The following is a 17,997-nucleotide window of genomic DNA, read 5'->3' on the forward strand; positions in this document are numbered from 1 at the left end:
TATATTTACGCTACAAACCTTCGCTAAATGAAACGCTTATTCCTCACATTTTTTTTATTGTGTTTTTTGCCATTGGTTTCCACCGCCCAAAAATACCAATTCAAGAATTATAAAGTTGAGGAAGGGCTTGTAAGCAATGAAACTTATGCTATCCTGCAGGATAGCAAAAACAGAATATGGGTTAGCACTACGGGCGGAATAAGCTGTTTCAACGGAAAGACTTTCAAAAACTACACTACGGACGATGGGCTGGCCTCTAATATTGTGTTCAGTATTTTAGAAGATTCCAAAGGACGTATCTGGGTTGGCACACTGGACAATGGCATTAGCATTATTGAAAACGGAAAGATCACGAACCCAAAAGGCGTTGATTTTGACTATTTGGGAAGCGCCACTTATATTTTGGAAGGTGGTGATGGCACTATTTATATCATTTTCGTAAAAGGTATAGTGACCTATAAAAACGGAAAGCTGGAATACTTGCTGAAAGGAACTGAGGAAAACCAGGTTTCGGGACTTCAAAGTGCAGATTGGTTTGACGACAATACACTTTATTTGGCCTCATCTAATAGGGGAATCTATAAACTGACCCTTAATCCCTTAAAAATTGAAAACATTTATAACGAAAAAAGCGGGGTAAATAATATTTGCTATTCTGTTTTCGTAGATGCCAAAAAAGATGTTTGGGTAGGTGCTTATGGCGAATTATATAAAATTTCAAACGGAAAACTTACCAAATATAAATTTAAACAGGAAGATTTTGACAAAAATCGCATTTATGGAATTTATGAAGAAAACGAAAATGAATTCTATTTAAGTTTTGAAGGCAATGGCTTTGGATTTTTTAATAAGCAAACAGGTGATTTAAAAATAATAAACGAAACACAGGGCCTTCCCAGTAAATATATTTACCGAATAATCAAAGATACGGAAGGCAATCTTTGGATGACGTCTTATGGCGAAGGAATTATCCGTTTTAGAGATACTTCTTTTAAACTTTATGACGAGAAACAGGGCTTACCATCAAAATCTGTTAATTCCATAGCAGAATGGAACGAAGACTGGATTGTTGCTACCGAAGACGGTGCAGTGGCTATTGACAATGAAAAAAACATACGTCAAATTACTCCAAACAAACCCATTAAAAACCTTTTGGTAACACCTGAAAACAATCTATTATATACATCTGATGCTGAAGTAAAAGAACTCTCTAAAAACAGCCCACCAAAACTTATTGACGAAGGAGATTATAATCTTTTATATAAAGAAGGTGACAAAACTTTTCTTTTTGAAACCAATAAAATAAAAGTTTTGTCGAAAGATTCCACGTATTACATCAATACCAGAAAATCAATTGATATGGCTCCCATTGGAGATAGGTATATTCTGTGCAAAATAGCAGGATTATTTCAAATGAAAGGCGAAAAAGTAGATACCATTCCTGGCTTGAGCCCTTTAAATCATTATGATTTTAGAAGCATCGATATCATTAATACAGACGAAATAATAGCCGGAAGTGAAAAACGTTTATACCATATAAGCCTTGTAGGTAATAATTTTAAGATAAAGACATTCGATTTAAGTCTCTTTGGATCCTTAAAATATTTTCGCGCGTTAAAGGTGGATGGTACCAATTTGTGGCTGGCGGGGCGAGATATGTTATTAAAAGTTGATCTCGATATTTTATTAAAAAAAGATAGTATTGTAGCGACCCAGTTCAGTTCGATAGCACACTTCCTTCAAAATGACATAGACTTTAATTCTCTTGTAATAACAAAAGACAAAACAGTTTTGGCAAGTTCATTAAGCGGCATGCTCGCCTTTAATGAAAAAGATTTTATACCAAATACAAATGCTCCAAAACTCGGCCTTTCAGAAATATTTTTGTTTTCAGAACCCTTGGATGATAGTTTGTACAGATTTAAAAATGAATTGATACTTCCCTACCAAAAAAACTATTTGACCTTCACTATGGAGGCAATAACCTTTACAAACCCGGAAAATGTAAAATATAAATACAGGTTAAAAGGGCTTCGAAACGGCAACGAATGGTCACAGCCAACGGATGACCCAAATGTTGTGTTTTCATATTTGCCCCCGGGGGAATATACTTTTGAATTTACCGCGAGCAATGGTGATGGGGTTTGGCAAAGCACGCCCTACAAATATTCGTTTATTATAAAAGTTCCCTTTTGGCGAACTTGGTTGTTTTGGGTCTCTATATTGTCCATAATTGCTTTAGGCGTCTTTCTTTTTTATTATTATAAAAACAAAGCTGAAAAAAAGCGAAACGAAGTCTATACCCATAATCTTATAAAAGCTCAGGAAGAAGAACGGACGCGCGTGGCACGGGAACTTCACGACAGTGTTGGGCAAAAGCTGATGCTGCTCACCAAAAAAACAAAAACAGCCGGAAACCCGGAAATGGAATTCCTAGCCAGTAATACTTTGGAAGAATTACGTACCATTTCACGCGGGTTGCATCCTGCCACTTTGGAGCGCTTGGGCCCAACTGCGGCAATAAAAACAATGATAGACGAAGTGGATGCAAACACAAGCATATTTTTTACGCACGAAATTGAAGACATAGATACTTTTTTAAGCAAGGAAGCATCACTACATTTGTATAGAATTATTCAAGAAGTGTTAAACAATATGGTAAAACACGCCGAGGCCAAAGCTGCTTCCGTAACCATCGAAAAAAAGAAAAACACCATTGAAGCTATAATTATGGATAACGGCAAAGGCTTTGAACATTCCGAAAAACTAAAAACAAGCAACAGCCTTGGAATGAAAACATTGTTGGAACGCGCAAAAATATTGCATTCAAAAATTGATATAAAAAGTCAACTTAACAAAGGCACGACCATAACGCTAATTATTCCAATTTAATGATTGAAAAAAAAGACATTTCCATTGTTATTGCTGATGATCACCCAATGATCCTCAAAGGTTTGAATGAAGAATTGACAACAAATAATTATAACGTTGTAGGCCAAGCAATAAACGGGATGGAAGCTTTAGAATTGATTATGGCCAACAGCCCCAACATTGCGCTTTTAGATATTGACATGCCTTTATTAACAGGCTTTGAAGTGATAAAAAAGGCGAAAGAAAAACAAGTTGATACAAAGTTTATTGTGCTTTCCTTTCACAAGGAAAACGATTACATTTCTCAAGCCAAAGCCCTTCAGATAAATGGCTATTTACTAAAAGAAGATTCTTTTTCAGAAATTGAAAAATGTATTGAATGTGTCTTAAATAATGAAATATATTTCAGCCGCGCTTTTAATGCGGATTCGCTTCAAAGTGTTTCGGAGGATTTGAAAAGAATAAAGCATCTAACTTCTTCCGAAAAGACCATATTAAAATTAGTTTCCGAACAAATGAGCAGTCAGGACATTGCAGAAACGCTTTTTATTTCTATCCGCACCGTTGAAAAGCACCGAAGTAATATTATTACAAAGCTAGAGCTGGAAAACACCACAAATGCACTTACAAACTGGGCGTATTTTCATAGAAATGTGATCAAAGAACTTTAGATTTAATACCCAAAATCATTCTTGATTTTATCTGCCCGGTCCAATAATTTATCAACCGTAATAAAATCAACTTCTTCTTTGTCATAAGCACCCTGAAAGATTTTCATCGCTTTTTTTGGCTCACCCGTTTCTTCATAATAACGTCCCAAATAATAATCCCCAAGCACCGTATCTGGATATTGTTTTTTAGCAAGTGTAGCAATTTCGCGCAGTGATTCCCACTGGTTTTTCTTTTCGGCAGCAGTTGCTGTGGCTATAAAATCGTTTACGCGAATGTTGTTTGTTATCCCAAAAAGATCTTCAATAACCTTATACTTATCCAATAAATATTGGCTGATTGGCGTATCCATTTTCAGTAACACTTCGCTGTATTCCTTTTTGCTGATGGGTCTGTAAACGGAAAATATTTTTTCCAAAGCATTTGGAATGCCCCGACCTCCCAAAGAATAATGGGTTGCTCCATCAAAATTATCATAATAATAATTAAAGGATTTACTTTTCAATCCATTTAATTGCGCATTTAAACCTTCCGTAGATTCCATCAATCCTTTAATGTCATCGGTTCCGGTAGCCATGTAATAAAATATTTTTCCGGGTATTTGTGGAATTCGCTCCACAAGCCGTTCTTCCATCATCGGCGCCATATCTGGGCTCAAATTGATGTAGCCATTCAATAATGGCGGATCTTTAAAAAGATAATAGTTTAGGAAATTTGCCGTGAAATCGTGCCCAACGCCAATAATGAATTTTGCCGTGCGGTATTTTTTATCAATATAGGGAATCAATTCCATCCCGATAAATTCAAAAAACTGGGCGCCTTTTTCCCCGGGCATAAAAGTTTCATCATCGTATGAACAATCTTCATAACGGCTGTCGCCCTGCATAACCCCCACAACAATGGACTCTGGCATGTCTTCCCAATAACTGAAATAATCTACATTTCCAGCCACTGGCTCAAAAAGATAATCGGCATCCAGCACCAAAACAATTGGGTATTTTTTATCGGTATTGGTTTCATAATTTCTTGGAAGCTGAATTTTCAACCTTCGGGATTCACCGAGTTTGGTCGAGTTGAATTCTTCATAAATAATTTGGGAAAAAGAAGCGTAATTAATGAAAACGCAGAAAGCGAAAAGCAGGAATTTTTTCATTGGTTAGTTTTTTTTAGCTGCGGAAAGATAACAAATTTTGAGTTTGTGGTTTTTTCAGAAGAAAAAATAAATCAGAAATATTACAACTTTACACGTTTGCTATTATAAAGAGGAAGCAATACCAAGGAAAGCACACCAAAAAAGACAATAGAAGTAATGTTTGAAATCCACACAATCCATCCAAAAGCAACGCCAACGGTTTTTGCGACCCCAAAAACGGTCAAGATACCTGCAACGGCAGCGGGATAGGTTCCGAAGCCACTATTTGTAAAGGCAAAAGTGAAACTACCCACCACAAAAGTGATAATAATGGTGCCAAAAGGAATGTTCGCAGTTTCGGGCAAAGCGTGCAATGCAGTATAGAAGGAAAGTAAATAAAGCCCCCAAATAACAAAAGTATGAAAAAGAAAAGCTCCTTTTTTCTTCATTTTTAAAATGCTGAAAACACCCTCCTTTAAACCGATTATAAAGTTTTTCAGCTTTTTGTTTATGTTCGATTTTGAAAATTTAATATACAGCGGAATGCTTATTCCAACCAAAACAATTCCAAAGATGATTATATATAAAAGTGATGGTGGAATGCTTTGAATAACGTATTCATATAAAACATCAAATTTTATTGCCAATGCCAAAACCGTGAAAAAGAGAAGAAAAATAAGATCGACCACTCTTTCAGAAATTATAGTGCCGAAGCCCTTTTGAAAAGGAACACCTTCATATTTATCCAAAATAATACCTCGGGAAACCTCGCCACTCTTCGGAATAAAAATATTCATCAAATAAGCCACGGAGATTGCCATAAAATTGTTGGCCAATTTGGTTTTATAACCCAAGGGTTCCAACATAAAACTCCAACGGTATGATCTTGAAAGGTGGCTCAAAACACTAAACGCAACCGAAAGCAACACAAAGCCATAATTTGCATCAGCAAAATATTTTTTTGTTTCTTCCAGCTGCTGTGGTGTGAATGATTGATAGATATACCAAATCAGGAAAACTCCCAACCCCAATGGAATTGCAATCTGCAAAAATTTTGAAAGGGAGCGGCTCAAGTTAGCGGAGTAGGTTTGTTTCCTCGTTTGGGAAAACCAAGGCAGGCTTAAAGGCTTTTGCCTCTTCCACTTCCATTAAGGCGTATGTGATAAGTATAAGCACATCGCCCGGAGCAACGCGTCTGGCGGCGGCACCGTTTAAAGTGATTTCACCACTGTTGCGTGGGCCTGGAATGGCGTAGGTTTCAAGACGTTCGCCGTTATTGTTGTTTACAATTTGAACTTTTTCGCCTTCAATAATGTTGGCTGCGTCCATTAAATCCTCATCAATAGTGATGCTGCCGATATAATTTAGATCGGCGCCTGTAACTTTCACTCTATGGATTTTAGATTTTACTACGTGTATTTGCATGGTGCAAAGATATTAATTTAAAGGCATATTGTCTATTAACCGAACTTCGCCCGCAAATGCCGCGATAAAAGCTCTGTATTTTGAGGCTTTGGTTTTTCGCTTTGCAGTTTTAAGGGTTTTTTCGTTGGCAATTTCAAAATATTCCAATTTCAAGTGGGGGTTTTGCAAAAACCGTTCCGCAACCAGCGTATTCAAATCTGCTATGGAAGTAGTGCTGAATTTTTTCCGAACTTCATTCAATGTTCTATATATGATAGCAGCCTCTTCAAACTGTTTCGCCGTTAGTCGTTTATTTCGCGAGCTCATTGCAAGTCCGTTCTTTTCCCTTAAAATAGGGCATCCCACGATGTTTACGGGAAGATTTTCTATAGAAACCAATTTCTTTACTATCTGCAATTGCTGAAAATCCTTTTCGCCAAAATAGGCAGTGTCAGGTTTCACAATTTTTATGAGTTTGCTCACAATTGTTCCCACTCCGTCAAAATGTCCTTTTCGGTGCTTGCCTTCCATTTCATTCTCAAGACCACCAAAATTATAGTGCTTTGCTGAGACGGCGTCTTCATATAAATCTGAAACCTCGGGCAGATACACAATTATTTCGCCTTTTAATTTTTTTAATAATGAAATATCGTCATCCGGAGTGCGCGGATATTTTTGAAGATCTGAATTATTATTGAATTGGGTAGGGTTTACGAATATACTTACCACAACCAAATTGTTTTCGCCTAAAGCTTTATTTACCAGTGAAATATGCCCATTATGCAATGCACCCATCGTTGGCACAAAACCTATTTTTCCGATTTTCTTAGTGGAAGACAAGGCCTGCACCAATGTTTCTTTCTGGGTATATACAACCATAAAATTGGGTTAAGAGCGGGCAAAATTAATATATTAAAGACAATCTACATAAATTTTCGTAATTTTGCGTGTTTTTAAACGCCTCCATGCTTTGGGGCGAATTTTGAATAATACCTAAAACCCAATAGATGAAAGATAAAAGAGTCTTGTATGTGTCTTCAGAAGTAATACCCTACCTTCCCGAGACCGAGATTTCTTCAATGTCGTTTGAAGCTCCGCGAATGATTAACAATAACGATGGCCAGATTCGTATCTTCATGCCCCGTTACGGAAATATTAATGAAAGAAGGCACCAGCTTCACGAAGTTATCCGCCTTTCTGGAATGAACTTGGTTATCAACGATCTTGATATGCCTTTAATTATTAAAGTTGCATCCATCCCGAAAGAACGCATTCAGGTTTATTTTATTGATAACGAAGACTATTTTAAGCGCAAGGCCACCTATGCCGATGAAGAAGGAAATTTTTATAAAGACAATGACGAACGCGCTATTTTCTTCGCAAAAGGTGTAATTGAAACCGTAAAAAAACTAAACTGGGCGCCAGATATTATTCACGTTCACGGCTGGCTGGCTTCATTTTTGCCGCTATACCTACGGAATTATTATGGGAACGAACCACTTTTTGAAAACAGTAAAATAGTTACCTCTGTATACAATCAAGGCTTCGAAGGAACGTTAGCTAAAAACACGATAGACAAAGTAAGGTTTGATGCCATTGACGATGACGTTATTGCAGATTTGGAAGAACCCAATTATGTTAATTTGATGAAAATTGCCATCAAAAATTCGGATGCAATCATCGTTGGTTCGGAAGAAATACCAAAAGAGCTTGAAGAATATCTTAACAATCTCGAAAAGCCAGTGTTAAAATATCATAATATGGAAAATTTTTCGCAGGCATATTTAGACTTTTACCGGTCAAAAGTTTTAAAGTAAATAATCTTCCTTATTAATGATGAAAGCAGCCATTACTGGAGTTTACAATATTTTAAAAAAATGGCAAATCACATCTTATCTATAAAAATTAATAAAACTGATGAAAATTAAAAATTTGTTGCCCATAGCTGGTGCTATTTTGTTTTTTGTAATTGCATTATCTTCCTGCAAAGAAGACATTTCCACAATTGGCTCTGAAGTTTTGGGAACCGAAACTCCAAATGGTATTTTGGACGACTCACAAACTGTCGTGGCATATAGCAGAAAACTTGGGCCATTGCAGAGTAACAGACTTCCGGCATACCAGCTAGGCATATACAACGATCCGGTATATGGAAAATCAAAAGTGAATTTACTGTCACAGTTAACGCTGGAATCCAATGATCCAAAATTTGGCGATAGCGCAGAAGTAGATAGCGTTTTTGTGTACCTTCCATTTTTTAGTACGGCAACAACAGTAGACAGTGTAACAACCTATGAATTGGATTCAATCTTTGGCTCTACACCAATAAATGTTTCCATCTTTCCTTCAAATTATTTTTTAAGGGACTATGATCCTAATTCCGGTTTTGAGGAATTACAGAATTACTATACTGACCAGGGACCAACTTTTGAAGAATATTTAGGCCCTGAATTGGCCAATGTGGAAAACTTCATCCCAACCCACAATGGCTATATTTTAAATGAAGGGGAAGACGATGAAGTGAAATTGCCACCAGGCCTTCGGGTAAAGCTCCCTGTGGAATTCTTCCAAGAAAAAATTATCGATATGGAAGGAACTCCGGAGCTTCGGAACAGCAATAACTTCAAAAATTATATGAGAGGCCTCTATTTTAAAGTAGATTCCCCTACAGACAATGGAAGTCTGTTTATTTTCGACGTTACAAAAGCTTTCGTTTCCATTTTCTACAGTTATGATAATGAAACAGATCCGGACACTCGCGATAATGCAACTTTTAGACTGAATATGAATGCGATAAGCGTAAACACTTTTGAAAACCAGTTGCCACAGCAAATTCAGACCGCAATAGAAAACCCAAATATTCAAACAGGGGATGAAAATCTATACCTGCGTGGCGGCGACGGAATTATATCAGTAGTTGAACTTTTCGGAAAGGATAATGACAACAACGGGGTTGCAGATGAATTGGAAATACTTCGCGATAAAAAATGGCTTATTAACGAAGCCAATCTAATTTTTTATGTAAATCAGGATATTATGGTTGGTGGGAGCACGGAACCGGAAAGAATTATAATCTATGATCTTAAAAACAGCAATGTATTGGCAGATTATAATTTAGACACAACCAATGGGCTGGAAGCAGCAGATGCCTTGACAATACATTACGGAAAGTTGCAAAAGGGAAGTGATGGCAACGGGCAGTATTATAAAATGAAAATTACCAATCACATAAGTAATTTAATCAATAAAGACAGTACCAATGTGCCTTTAGGAATTGTGGTTTCACAAAACGTGCTTACAAGGACTACCCAAAAACTTCAAAACCCAATGGAACCTAGTATTGAACAAGTTCCATCAAGTAGCGTTATTTCACCGGAAGGAACCGTTCTTTACGGAAACGCCAGCCCAAACCAAGAAAAAAGATTAAAGCTCCAAATTTATTATACTGAACCAAACTAAACCCTGCTTATGTGTGGAATTGTCGGCTATATTGGCAAAAGAGAAGCATACCCTATCATTCTGAATGGTCTAAAACGTTTAGAATATAGAGGCTATGATAGTGCAGGTATAGCACTTTTTGACGGAAACGATATTCAACTTTGCAAAACAAAAGGCAAGGTGGCAAGCCTTGAAGAAAAAGCTGAAAAAGAAATTTCACGAAAGGGAAGTCTTGGAATTGGCCACACCCGTTGGGCCACACATGGAGTCCCTAATGATGTGAACAGCCACCCACACTATTCAAACAGTGGCGATTTGGTAATTATCCACAACGGAATTATTGAAAACTACGACTCTCTTAAAAAGGAATTAATTAAACGCGGATATACATTTACTTCAGATACAGATACCGAAGTATTGGTAAACCTTATTGAAGATATTCAAATAAATGAAAAAGTAAAACTTGGCAAAGCTGTTCAAATTGCATTGAACCAAGTTGTGGGTGCTTATGCAATCGCCCTTTTCGACAGAAAAAAACCAGACGAAATTATTGTTGCGAAATTAGGAAGCCCTTTAGCAATCGGTATTGGCGAAGATGAATTTTTTGTTGCGAGCGATGCCTCTCCTTTCATTGAATTCACCAATAATGCTATTTATTTGGAAGATGAAGAAATGGCAATTATCCGTCGCGGTCGCGATGTAAAAGTGCGAAAAATAAAAGGCGATAAACTTGTAGCTCCCTATATTCAAGAGCTTCAATTAAATTTAGAGCAAATTGAAAAAGGTGGTTACGACCACTTTATGCTGAAAGAAATTTACGAACAACCTTCAGTAATAAAAGATACTTACCGCGGACGCTTGCTTGCCGAAAAAGGCATCGTAAAACTTGGCGGACTTGAGGATTATATTGAAAAATTCATCAACGCAGACCGGATTATAATCGTTGCCTGCGGAACTTCGTGGCATGCCGGTTTGGTGGCCGAATATATTTTTGAGGATTTGGTTCGAATTCCTGTTGAGGTTGAATACGCTTCAGAATTCCGTTACCGCAACCCAATTATTTCAGAAAACGATGTAGTAATCGCTATTTCACAAAGTGGTGAAACCGCAGATACACTTGCAGCAATAAAACTGGCAAAGTCCAAAGGCGCATTCGTTTACGGAATCTGCAATGTGGTTGGTTCTACAATCTCAAGAGAAACCGACAGCGGCACTTATACGCACGCTGGCCCTGAAATTGGCGTTGCTTCAACCAAAGCTTTTACCACCCAAATCACAGTTTTGGCAATGATAGCCCTTCGTCTTGCAAAGGCAAAAGGAACCATCGGCCATCGTGATTTTATGCTTTATTTGCGAGAATTGGAACTTATACCAAACCACGTGGAAGAAGCGTTAAAAACCGAAGACAAAATAAAAGAAATAGCAGCTGTTTTTAAGGACGTTCGCAATTTCCTTTATTTGGGAAGGGGTTACAACTTCCCGGTAGCTTTGGAAGGCGCATTAAAACTAAAGGAAATTTCATACATACACGCCGAAGGCTATCCAGCCGCCGAAATGAAGCATGGCCCTATCGCACTTATAGACGAGCAAATGCCCGTTGTGGTCATCGCTATAAAAAGTGATCATTATGATAAAGTAGTGAGCAACATTCAAGAAATAAAGGCTAGAAAAGGTAAAATTATAGCTGTAGTTTCAGAAGGTGATACAGCTGTTAGGGAAATGGCAGATTATGTTATGGAAGTGCCGCACACTCCTGAAGCACTATCGCCGCTGGTAACTACTATTCCGCTGCAATTGCTCTCTTACCACATTGCCGTAATGCTTGGCAGAAATGTGGATCAGCCTCGCAATTTGGCGAAATCTGTAACAGTAGAATAAAACATTTTCAGACATACTTTTTTTGATGTACTTTTATTCAAATGAAAGTCATCAACCTCATTTCCGGTCCGCGAAATCTTTCTACGGCGCTTATGTATTCCTTTGCACAACGCGAAGAAACCACTGTTTTGGATGAACCCTTTTACGGGTATTACCTTCAAAATGCTTCGTTGGAAATTGAGCATCCCTCGCAGCAGGAAATTCTTCAAACCATGGAATTGAAGGAAGAAAAAGTGGTTGAAGACATAAATTCCCTTTCAAAAAAGAAAAACGTTTTTGTAAAAGGAATGGCGCACCATTATTTAACAGAAACCCCAGAATTTATTTTGAATTGGGAAAACGTGATCTTGATTCGCCATCCAAAAAAGTTGATAGCCTCTTTTTCAAAAGTAATCCACACGCCAACTTTAAATGATATCGGCATCAAAAAAGCTTCGGAATTGTTTTTATTTCTGAAGAAAAACGGAAAAACACCTATCGTTATTGACAGCGATGAATTGTTGAAAAATCCAGAAACCTATCTCAAAAAACTTTGCGGTTTGTTGAATATCCCTTTTTCTGAAAAAATGCTTCAGTGGAAAAATGGCGGAATAAAAGAAGATGGCATTTGGGCAAAACATTGGTACGGAAATGTTCACAATTCTGAAGGGTTTGCAGTGCAAAAAAGCAGTTCGCAACCCTTGCCAGAACATTTGGACCCTTTGTTGAAAGAAGCACTTCCATATTATGAAACTTTAAAAGGGAATATTCTATTATAAAATTAGTTTTGGCACAAAAACCTCATAACCGATAACCGATAACCGATAACCGATAACTGATAACTGATAACTGATAACTGATAACTGAAATTATGCTTCAAAAAACCAATCCAAAAAACAACAACATCCAAGTTTTTGTAAAAGACAAATTATATCCACGCAGCGAAGCAAAAGTCTCGGTTTTTGATAGCTCTGTACAAGGCGGAGATGCCGTTTGGGAAGGGCTGCGCGTATATCCCGAAGGCGTGGTTTGTTTGGACAAACACTTGACAAGACTTCACGAATCCGCAAAAACATTAGCATTTGTAGATATTCCTTCCAAAGAATTTATCAAAAAAGCAATAAAACAAACGCTCGATGCTAACGGAATGACGGACGATACGCACATACGTTTAACGTTAACTCGTGGTGAAAAAATAACCAGCGGCATGGATCCGCGACTCAACCAAAATGGCTCTTGTTTAATAGTATTGGCAGAATGGAAACCTTTGGTTTACGACAATAATCACGGCATAAAAGTGATTAGCACAAGCCAACGCCGGAACTCTCCACAATTTTTGGACAGTAAAATTCACCACAACAATTTGCTCAATAATATAATCGCGAAAATACAAGCCAATGTAGCTGGAAAAGATGCCGGTTTAATGCTTGACGATCACGGTTTTATTGCAGAACTTAACGGCAGCAATCTATTTATGGTAAAAAATGGAAAGATCTTTACGCCTTTTGGCCACGCTTGTTTACCTGGAATCACTCGAAATTCAGTGATGGAAATGTGCAAAAAGCACAATATAGAAATCATTGAAGCAGACATCACGCTTTCACAATTTTACAATGCAGACGGCGTTTTCGCAACGGGAACGATGGGCGAACTTACGCCGATTGTTGAAATTGATGGACGAAGTATTTCCAAAAATGATTCACTTCAGAAAAAAATTATTGAACTTTTTAGCAAAGAGGTTCGTGGTTTGTGCGAAAGCCTTTGATTTTATTCAACTTTATAGCACTAAATAATCGATTGGGATAATTCTTAAAAATCTTCATTTTTTTAAAATTTCCATTGCAATTTTCATTCAGAAAAAACTATCTTTGCACCGTTCAAAACAGGGGTGGTTTTTTCGCCCTTAGATAACTATAAAATAAACAGTTACTCATGTCACAAAGCATAGGAAAAGTTGCACAGATTATTGGCCCGGTAGTTGACGTTGCGTTTGATAGCGGATCGGAACTTCCAAAAATATACGATTCGTTGGAAGTAAACAACAACGGAAACCTTTTGGTTCTTGAAGTTCAATCTCACATTGGTGAAAGCATGGTTCGTACCATATCGATGGATTCTACTGACGGTTTGAGCCGTGGTGTAGACGCTGTTGCAACCGGAGCGCCTATCCAAATGCCAATCGGCGATGCTGTTTACGGCAGACTTTTCAACGTAATTGGTGATGCTATTGACGGTATTGGAAACTTGCCAAAAGCTGGCGACAAAGGTCTTCCAATTCACCGCGATGCTCCAAAATTTGAAGATCTTTCAACTTCTACCGAAGTTCTTTTCACAGGTATTAAAGTAATCGACCTTATTGAGCCTTATGCAAAAGGTGGTAAAATTGGTCTTTTTGGTGGTGCTGGTGTTGGTAAAACGGTACTTATTCAAGAGTTGATTAACAATATTGCAAAAGGTCACGGTGGTCTTTCAGTATTCGCTGGTGTAGGTGAACGTACTCGTGAGGGTAATGATTTGCTTCGTGAAATGCTTGAGTCTGGTATTATAAAATACGGTGATGACTTTATGCACTCTATGGAAAATGGTGGATGGGATCTTTCAAAAGTTGACAAAACTGCAATGAAAGAATCTAAAGCTACTTTCGTATTCGGACAAATGAACGAACCACCTGGAGCACGTGCACGTGTTGCGCTTTCAGGTTTGACGATTGCTGAGTATTTCCGTGATGGAGCTGGAGAAGGACAGGGGAAAGATGTACTTTTCTTCGTAGATAATATTTTCCGTTTCACACAAGCAGGTTCTGAGGTTTCTGCACTTCTTGGGCGTATGCCTTCTGCGGTGGGCTACCAGCCAACTTTGGCAACAGAGATGGGTGCGATGCAAGAGCGTATTACTTCAACTAAAAGAGGTTCTATTACTTCAGTTCAGGCGGTTTACGTACCTGCGGATGACCTTACGGATCCAGCGCCGGCAACAACCTTTGCCCACTTGGATGCTACAACCGTACTTTCACGTAAAATTGCTGAACTTGGTATTTATCCAGCAGTGGATCCTTTGGATTCTACTTCTAGAATTCTTACCGAATCAATCCTTGGAAAAGAGCATTATGCTTGCGCACAAAGAGTAAAAGAGCTTTTACAGCGCTATAAAGAATTACAAGATATTATCGCGATTCTTGGGATGGAAGAACTTTCCGAAGATGATAAATTGGCTGTAGGCCGCGCGCGTCGTGTACAGCGTTTCCTTTCACAGCCTTTCCACGTTGCTGAGCAGTTTACCGGTATTCCTGGAGTTTTGGTTGACATTAAAGAAACAATTAAAGGTTTCAACATGATTATGGATGGCGAATTGGACAATCTTCCAGAAGCAGCCTTCAACCTAAAAGGAACTATCGAGGAAGCAATTGCCGCTGGTGAGAAAATGCTTGCGGAAGCATAACGAGCAGAGCTCGAAAATCACAATAAATTAAATCCCAAATTCCAAAATCAGGTTTTGGAATTTGGTGCTTGAAATTTGTAATTTTAGAAAAATATGTACTTAGAAATAGTAACCCCCGAAGCATCCTTAGTTGCTGGAGAAGTTGAAAGCATAACCGTTCCAGGTGTGGAAGGCGAATTCCAAATGCTTAACAACCACGCTCCTATTGTATCTGTTTTGCAGGAAGGAAAAGTGAAGTTTAAAGGAAACCCAACCATTGCGGAAGGTTTTCAAAAGAAATTTACGCAGGAAGACGGCAAATGGGTACTGCAAATTTCTGGCGGAACCGTTGAATGTAACAACAATCGTGTGATGGTTTTGGCAGATTAAGCTGAAGCAAATTTCAAATAAACAAATCCCAAATTCCAAAATGATGGAGTTTGGGATTTTTGTTTTGGTTAAATCCTTAAAGTTATATTAACATTGACCCAAACAATTCGCTGAGATTTGTAAATTTGCGAGTTCAAGAAAATTATGCAACTACAGCAAATAGACAGGGTAAAAACAATTACCAAAGAAGATTTTCTAAAAAATTATTTTAAGCCCCAAAAACCTGTTGTTATTGAAAGGTTTGTGGAGGACTGGCCTGCATTTACAAAATGGGATCTCGATTATATGGCCAATGTGGCGGGGGATAAAATGGTTCCTCTTTATGACAATCGCCCGGTAAGTCATAAAGACGGTTTTAATGAGCCACACGCCAAAATGAAAATGCGCGATTATGTGGAATTATTAAAAACCGAGCCTACAAAATACCGCATCTTTCTTTGGAATATTTTAAAGGAAGTGCCACAACTTCAAAAGGATTTTGACTTTCCGGATTTTGGTCTTAAATTGATGAAAGGCCTGCCCATGCTTTTCTTCGGCGGAAGAGATTCATACACGTTTATGCATTACGATATCGATTTGGCAAATATTTTTCATTTCCATTTCGAAGGGAAAAAAGAAGTGATCCTTTTTGACCAAAAGCAGAACGATTATCTATACAAAATTCCCCATTCTTTAATTACGCGTGAAGACATAGACTTTCACAATCCCGATTACGCTAAATGGCCTGCGTTGAAAAAAGCGGAAGGTTATATTGCCAACTTGGAACACGGAAACGTGCTGTATATGCCCGAAGGTTATTGGCACTATATGCGCTACATTACTCCTGGTTTTTCTATGAGCTTACGCGCCATTCCGAGAAATCCAAAAAATTTGGCTAAAGCTGTTTATAATATAGCCTTTATGCGATATTTTGACCAATTAATGCGAAAGCTGAAAGGCCAAAAATGGATTGATTGGAAGAACGAACAGGCCATTGTTCGCACAAACAAAGCGTTGTAATCTCTTAAGAATTCAGTATCTTTCTTTTAAATTTTTCAATATGAAATACTTCATAACTCTAATCGCACTCCTTTGGTTACAGTCAACTTTTGCGCAAGCCTTTTCCGGTAAAGGCGATGTGAAGTTTCAGGTTGGCGCCAATTTTCAAAACAACGGCACTGGAATTATGGGAAGTTTGGATTTTGGCGTTGGTGAAAATATCTCACTTGGCGTGGCGTCAACATATTTATTAGGAGTTGAAAAAATCACAGATTTGGAAGGCAATGAAGAGCCTTTCGCAAAATTTGAGGATCGTTTTGACTTCCGCGCTCGCTTTAATGCCAATCTTGGCAATGTGATAAACGTTGATGAAAATTTTGATGTATATCCCGGACTATATGCCAGTTTAAAAAACTTTGGTGCGCATTTGGGTGCTCGTTATTTCTTTACCAGCGGTTTTGGGGTTTTTACGGAAGTTAGCATCCCCATTTCCAAATACAATACAGATTCTTTAACGCCTGCGGAAAAATTGCACAATCAGGTTTCGTTTAATGTTGGGGCTTCGTTTAATATTTAGTCAGACTCTTATTAAACTCTCAATGGCATGAGTTTGCCGCCCATGCAATCATAAAAAATATCATTCATCAATAAAAATAGTTTCAATTGGCAAATCAAATAATTTTGAAATCTTAAAAGCAAGCGGTAAGCTGGGGTCAAATTTTCCTGTTTCAATGGCATTTATAGTCTGTCTTGAAACCTCAACGGCAACCGCCAGTTCGGCTTGGGTCATATTGTGTTCTGCGCGAAGTACTTTTATTCGGTTCTTCATTTGTATCTATTTAAACCGGCAAAAGTTGCTATTAAATATGTTATCCCAATAAGCATAACCAGGTCTGCTATTTCTGCACTAAAACCGATAACATTTGCCTGATCTAGTAATGAATAGCTTAAACCACCAACCACGCCAACGCCTAAAGCAATAGCCATTGCCTCAATATGTACTTTTCGTTGCATTTCATCCAAACTGTTGATGTACTTTCGGTTCATAAGGATCATCCCTACGCCAACAAGAGTAGCAATAAAAATAAATATGATGGTCAATACAGTATTGTCTTCCCAAAAATATTTTTGACCAAAAGAGGCTATTGCCATTGCCACTACCCACCCTCCGGTCCAGTAGGCTAATTGCCTTATATTCCTTTTTGAAGTTGCTTTCCAGGAGCTCTGTTTTGTTTCCATAAGTAAAGTGTATTTGATTATATGTAAAGTTATCTTGACACAAATATAAAATAAAAATTTATTAAATGTCAAGTTTTATTTACATCATTTTGAAATTTCATTCACTTTCCCATAAACCATTTCACTTTCCCACCCGCGATAAAAAAGATAGTCTGCGAGTTTCTTTCTTTTTTTTTGAAGATTTTTTTCTGAAGATAATTGCTGCAATCGCTTTTCTGCCAAGGCTTCAAAGGTTTTGTAATATTCGGAATCGGGTATTTCTTTTAGGGCAATTTTTATATTAAATGTTGAAATTTCGCGAAGCTTTAATTCGTTTATAATTCTATTCCTTCCCCACTTTTTGACTCTAAATTTTCCTCTTGCAAACGCTTGGGCAAACCTTGTCTCGTTTAGGAAATTGTGCCTAAGTAAATGATCTATTATTTCATCTACCGCAACAGGAATCATACGCATTTCATATAGTTTTTGATGTACTTCTTTATGGCAACGCTCTTGATAGGCGCAATAGCGTTCCATCCTTTTGGTGGCTTCTTCAACGGTGTATGTTTTGTGTGATTCCATTAGATTAGTTCTCGACTGCGCTCGAACTGACAGTAAAACTA

General features: G+C 37.8%; 18 protein-coding genes. 11 read left to right on the forward strand and 7 right to left on the reverse strand.

Annotated elements, in window-relative coordinates:
* Nucleotides 1-27: 27 nt before the first annotated feature.
* Together A7A78_RS11255 and A7A78_RS11260 are read left to right on the forward strand one after the other, a co-directional pair.
* Nucleotides 28-2,892 carry a sensor histidine kinase gene (locus A7A78_RS11255; RefSeq protein ID WP_068762561.1) on the forward strand — a complete coding sequence of 955 codons (2,865 nt, stop codon included), beginning with the start codon at nt 28-30 and terminating at the stop codon, nt 2,890-2,892.
* Complete coding sequence (locus A7A78_RS11260; RefSeq protein ID WP_068762562.1) at nt 2,892-3,542, forward strand: response regulator; 651 nt, start codon at nt 2,892-2,894, stop codon at nt 3,540-3,542. Before A7A78_RS11255 ends, A7A78_RS11260 begins: the two co-directional genes overlap by 1 nt.
* A 2-nt stretch (nt 3,543-3,544) precedes the next feature.
* Here A7A78_RS11260 and A7A78_RS11265 read toward each other — a convergent pair whose 3' ends face one another.
* From A7A78_RS11265 to panC, 4 genes are all read right to left on the reverse strand, one after another.
* Nucleotides 3,545-4,693 (reverse strand): alpha/beta hydrolase, encoded by a 1,149-nt coding sequence (locus A7A78_RS11265; RefSeq protein ID WP_068762563.1) that lies wholly within the window; start codon nt 4,691-4,693, stop codon nt 3,545-3,547.
* Nucleotides 4,694-4,773: 80 nt separating this feature from the next.
* Nucleotides 4,774-5,745, reverse strand: a complete 972-nt coding sequence (locus A7A78_RS11270; protein WP_068762564.1) for a lysylphosphatidylglycerol synthase transmembrane domain-containing protein — start codon at nt 5,743-5,745, stop codon at nt 4,774-4,776.
* 1 nt (nt 5,746) lies between these two features.
* The gene (gene panD, locus A7A78_RS11275) at nt 5,747-6,097 is read right to left on the reverse strand and encodes an aspartate 1-decarboxylase (protein ID WP_068762565.1); all 351 of its coding nucleotides are present in this window, start codon (nt 6,095-6,097) and stop codon (nt 5,747-5,749) included.
* Between the two features lie 12 nt (nt 6,098-6,109).
* A complete protein-coding gene (panC, locus tag A7A78_RS11280) occupies nt 6,110-6,955 on the reverse strand; it encodes a pantoate--beta-alanine ligase (RefSeq protein ID WP_068762566.1) in 846 nt (281 codons plus the stop codon).
* A gap of 128 nt (nt 6,956-7,083) precedes the next feature.
* Between panC and A7A78_RS11285 the strand changes: the two genes are divergently transcribed.
* The 9 genes from A7A78_RS11285 (at nt 7,084) to A7A78_RS11325 (ending at nt 16,733) form a co-directional block, all read left to right on the forward strand.
* Nucleotides 7,084-7,893, forward strand: coding sequence for a glycogen/starch synthase (locus tag A7A78_RS11285; RefSeq protein ID WP_068762567.1), 810 nt, complete (start codon nt 7,084-7,086; stop codon nt 7,891-7,893).
* Between the two features lie 100 nt (nt 7,894-7,993).
* Nucleotides 7,994-9,535 (forward strand): BamH family beta-barrel-assembly machinery protein, encoded by a 1,542-nt coding sequence (bamH, locus tag A7A78_RS11290; protein ID WP_068762568.1) that lies wholly within the window; start codon nt 7,994-7,996, stop codon nt 9,533-9,535.
* A 9-nt stretch (nt 9,536-9,544) separates the two neighbouring features.
* Nucleotides 9,545-11,392 (forward strand): glutamine--fructose-6-phosphate transaminase (isomerizing), encoded by a 1,848-nt coding sequence (glmS, locus tag A7A78_RS11295; RefSeq protein WP_068762569.1) that lies wholly within the window; start codon nt 9,545-9,547, stop codon nt 11,390-11,392.
* Between the two features lie 41 nt (nt 11,393-11,433).
* Nucleotides 11,434-12,150, forward strand: coding sequence for a sulfotransferase-like domain-containing protein (locus tag A7A78_RS11300; RefSeq protein ID WP_068762570.1), 717 nt, complete (start codon nt 11,434-11,436; stop codon nt 12,148-12,150).
* A gap of 92 nt (nt 12,151-12,242) precedes the next feature.
* Complete coding sequence (locus tag A7A78_RS11305; RefSeq protein WP_068762571.1) at nt 12,243-13,136, forward strand: aminotransferase class IV; 894 nt, start codon at nt 12,243-12,245, stop codon at nt 13,134-13,136.
* Nucleotides 13,137-13,303: 167 nt separating this feature from the next.
* Complete coding sequence (gene atpD, locus A7A78_RS11310) at nt 13,304-14,809, forward strand: F0F1 ATP synthase subunit beta (protein WP_068762572.1); 1,506 nt, start codon at nt 13,304-13,306, stop codon at nt 14,807-14,809.
* Nucleotides 14,810-14,902: 93 nt separating this feature from the next.
* Nucleotides 14,903-15,178 carry a FoF1 ATP synthase subunit delta/epsilon gene (locus tag A7A78_RS11315; RefSeq protein ID WP_068762573.1) on the forward strand — a complete coding sequence of 92 codons (276 nt, stop codon included), beginning with the start codon at nt 14,903-14,905 and terminating at the stop codon, nt 15,176-15,178.
* 144 nt (nt 15,179-15,322) lie between these two features.
* Nucleotides 15,323-16,177, forward strand: coding sequence for a cupin-like domain-containing protein (locus A7A78_RS11320; RefSeq protein ID WP_068762574.1), 855 nt, complete (start codon nt 15,323-15,325; stop codon nt 16,175-16,177).
* A 40-nt stretch (nt 16,178-16,217) separates the two neighbouring features.
* The gene (locus tag A7A78_RS11325) at nt 16,218-16,733 is read left to right on the forward strand and encodes a DUF6646 family protein (protein WP_068762575.1); all 516 of its coding nucleotides are present in this window, start codon (nt 16,218-16,220) and stop codon (nt 16,731-16,733) included.
* 60 nt (nt 16,734-16,793) lie between these two features.
* Here A7A78_RS11325 and A7A78_RS11330 read toward each other — a convergent pair whose 3' ends face one another.
* From A7A78_RS11330 to A7A78_RS11340, 3 genes are all read right to left on the reverse strand, one after another.
* Nucleotides 16,794-16,985 carry a helix-turn-helix transcriptional regulator gene (locus tag A7A78_RS11330; protein WP_068762576.1) on the reverse strand — a complete coding sequence of 64 codons (192 nt, stop codon included), beginning with the start codon at nt 16,983-16,985 and terminating at the stop codon, nt 16,794-16,796.
* Nucleotides 16,982-17,395, reverse strand: coding sequence for a hypothetical protein (locus A7A78_RS11335; RefSeq protein WP_068762577.1), 414 nt, complete (start codon nt 17,393-17,395; stop codon nt 16,982-16,984). Before A7A78_RS11335 ends, A7A78_RS11330 begins: the two co-directional genes overlap by 4 nt.
* Before the next feature lie 84 nt (nt 17,396-17,479).
* Nucleotides 17,480-17,956, reverse strand: a complete 477-nt coding sequence (locus A7A78_RS11340) for a regulatory protein RecX (protein ID WP_068762578.1) — start codon at nt 17,954-17,956, stop codon at nt 17,480-17,482.
* Nucleotides 17,957-17,997: the final 41 nt, after the last annotated feature.

This window comes from Aequorivita soesokkakensis (genome assembly GCF_001641085.1).
GTDB classification, from domain to species: Bacteria; Bacteroidota; Bacteroidia; order Flavobacteriales; family Flavobacteriaceae; genus Aequorivita; species Aequorivita soesokkakensis.

Excerpts from the sequence above, each read along its gene's own strand:
- A7A78_RS11255 (WP_068762561.1), top strand. The coding sequence starts at position 28 with ATGAAACGCTTATTCCTCACATTTTTTTTATTGTGTTTTTTGCCATTG.
- A7A78_RS11260 (WP_068762562.1), top strand. The coding sequence starts at position 2,892 with ATGATTGAAAAAAAAGACATTTCCATTGTTATTGCTGATGATCACCCA.
- A7A78_RS11265 (WP_068762563.1), bottom strand. The coding sequence starts at position 4,693 with ATGAAAAAATTCCTGCTTTTCGCTTTCTGCGTTTTCATTAATTACGCT.
- panD (WP_068762565.1), bottom strand. The coding sequence starts at position 6,097 with ATGCAAATACACGTAGTAAAATCTAAAATCCATAGAGTGAAAGTTACA.
- panC (WP_068762566.1), bottom strand. The coding sequence starts at position 6,955 with ATGGTTGTATATACCCAGAAAGAAACATTGGTGCAGGCCTTGTCTTCC.
- A7A78_RS11285 (WP_068762567.1), top strand. The coding sequence starts at position 7,084 with ATGAAAGATAAAAGAGTCTTGTATGTGTCTTCAGAAGTAATACCCTAC.
- bamH (WP_068762568.1), top strand. The coding sequence starts at position 7,994 with ATGAAAATTAAAAATTTGTTGCCCATAGCTGGTGCTATTTTGTTTTTT.
- glmS (WP_068762569.1), top strand. The coding sequence starts at position 9,545 with ATGTGTGGAATTGTCGGCTATATTGGCAAAAGAGAAGCATACCCTATC.
- A7A78_RS11300 (WP_068762570.1), top strand. The coding sequence starts at position 11,434 with ATGAAAGTCATCAACCTCATTTCCGGTCCGCGAAATCTTTCTACGGCG.
- A7A78_RS11305 (WP_068762571.1), top strand. The coding sequence starts at position 12,243 with ATGCTTCAAAAAACCAATCCAAAAAACAACAACATCCAAGTTTTTGTA.
- atpD (WP_068762572.1), top strand. The coding sequence starts at position 13,304 with ATGTCACAAAGCATAGGAAAAGTTGCACAGATTATTGGCCCGGTAGTT.
- A7A78_RS11315 (WP_068762573.1), top strand. The coding sequence starts at position 14,903 with ATGTACTTAGAAATAGTAACCCCCGAAGCATCCTTAGTTGCTGGAGAA.
- A7A78_RS11320 (WP_068762574.1), top strand. The coding sequence starts at position 15,323 with ATGCAACTACAGCAAATAGACAGGGTAAAAACAATTACCAAAGAAGAT.
- A7A78_RS11325 (WP_068762575.1), top strand. The coding sequence starts at position 16,218 with ATGAAATACTTCATAACTCTAATCGCACTCCTTTGGTTACAGTCAACT.
- A7A78_RS11330 (WP_068762576.1), bottom strand. The coding sequence starts at position 16,985 with ATGAAGAACCGAATAAAAGTACTTCGCGCAGAACACAATATGACCCAA.
- A7A78_RS11335 (WP_068762577.1), bottom strand. The coding sequence starts at position 17,395 with ATGGAAACAAAACAGAGCTCCTGGAAAGCAACTTCAAAAAGGAATATA.
- A7A78_RS11340 (WP_068762578.1), bottom strand. The coding sequence starts at position 17,956 with ATGGAATCACACAAAACATACACCGTTGAAGAAGCCACCAAAAGGATG.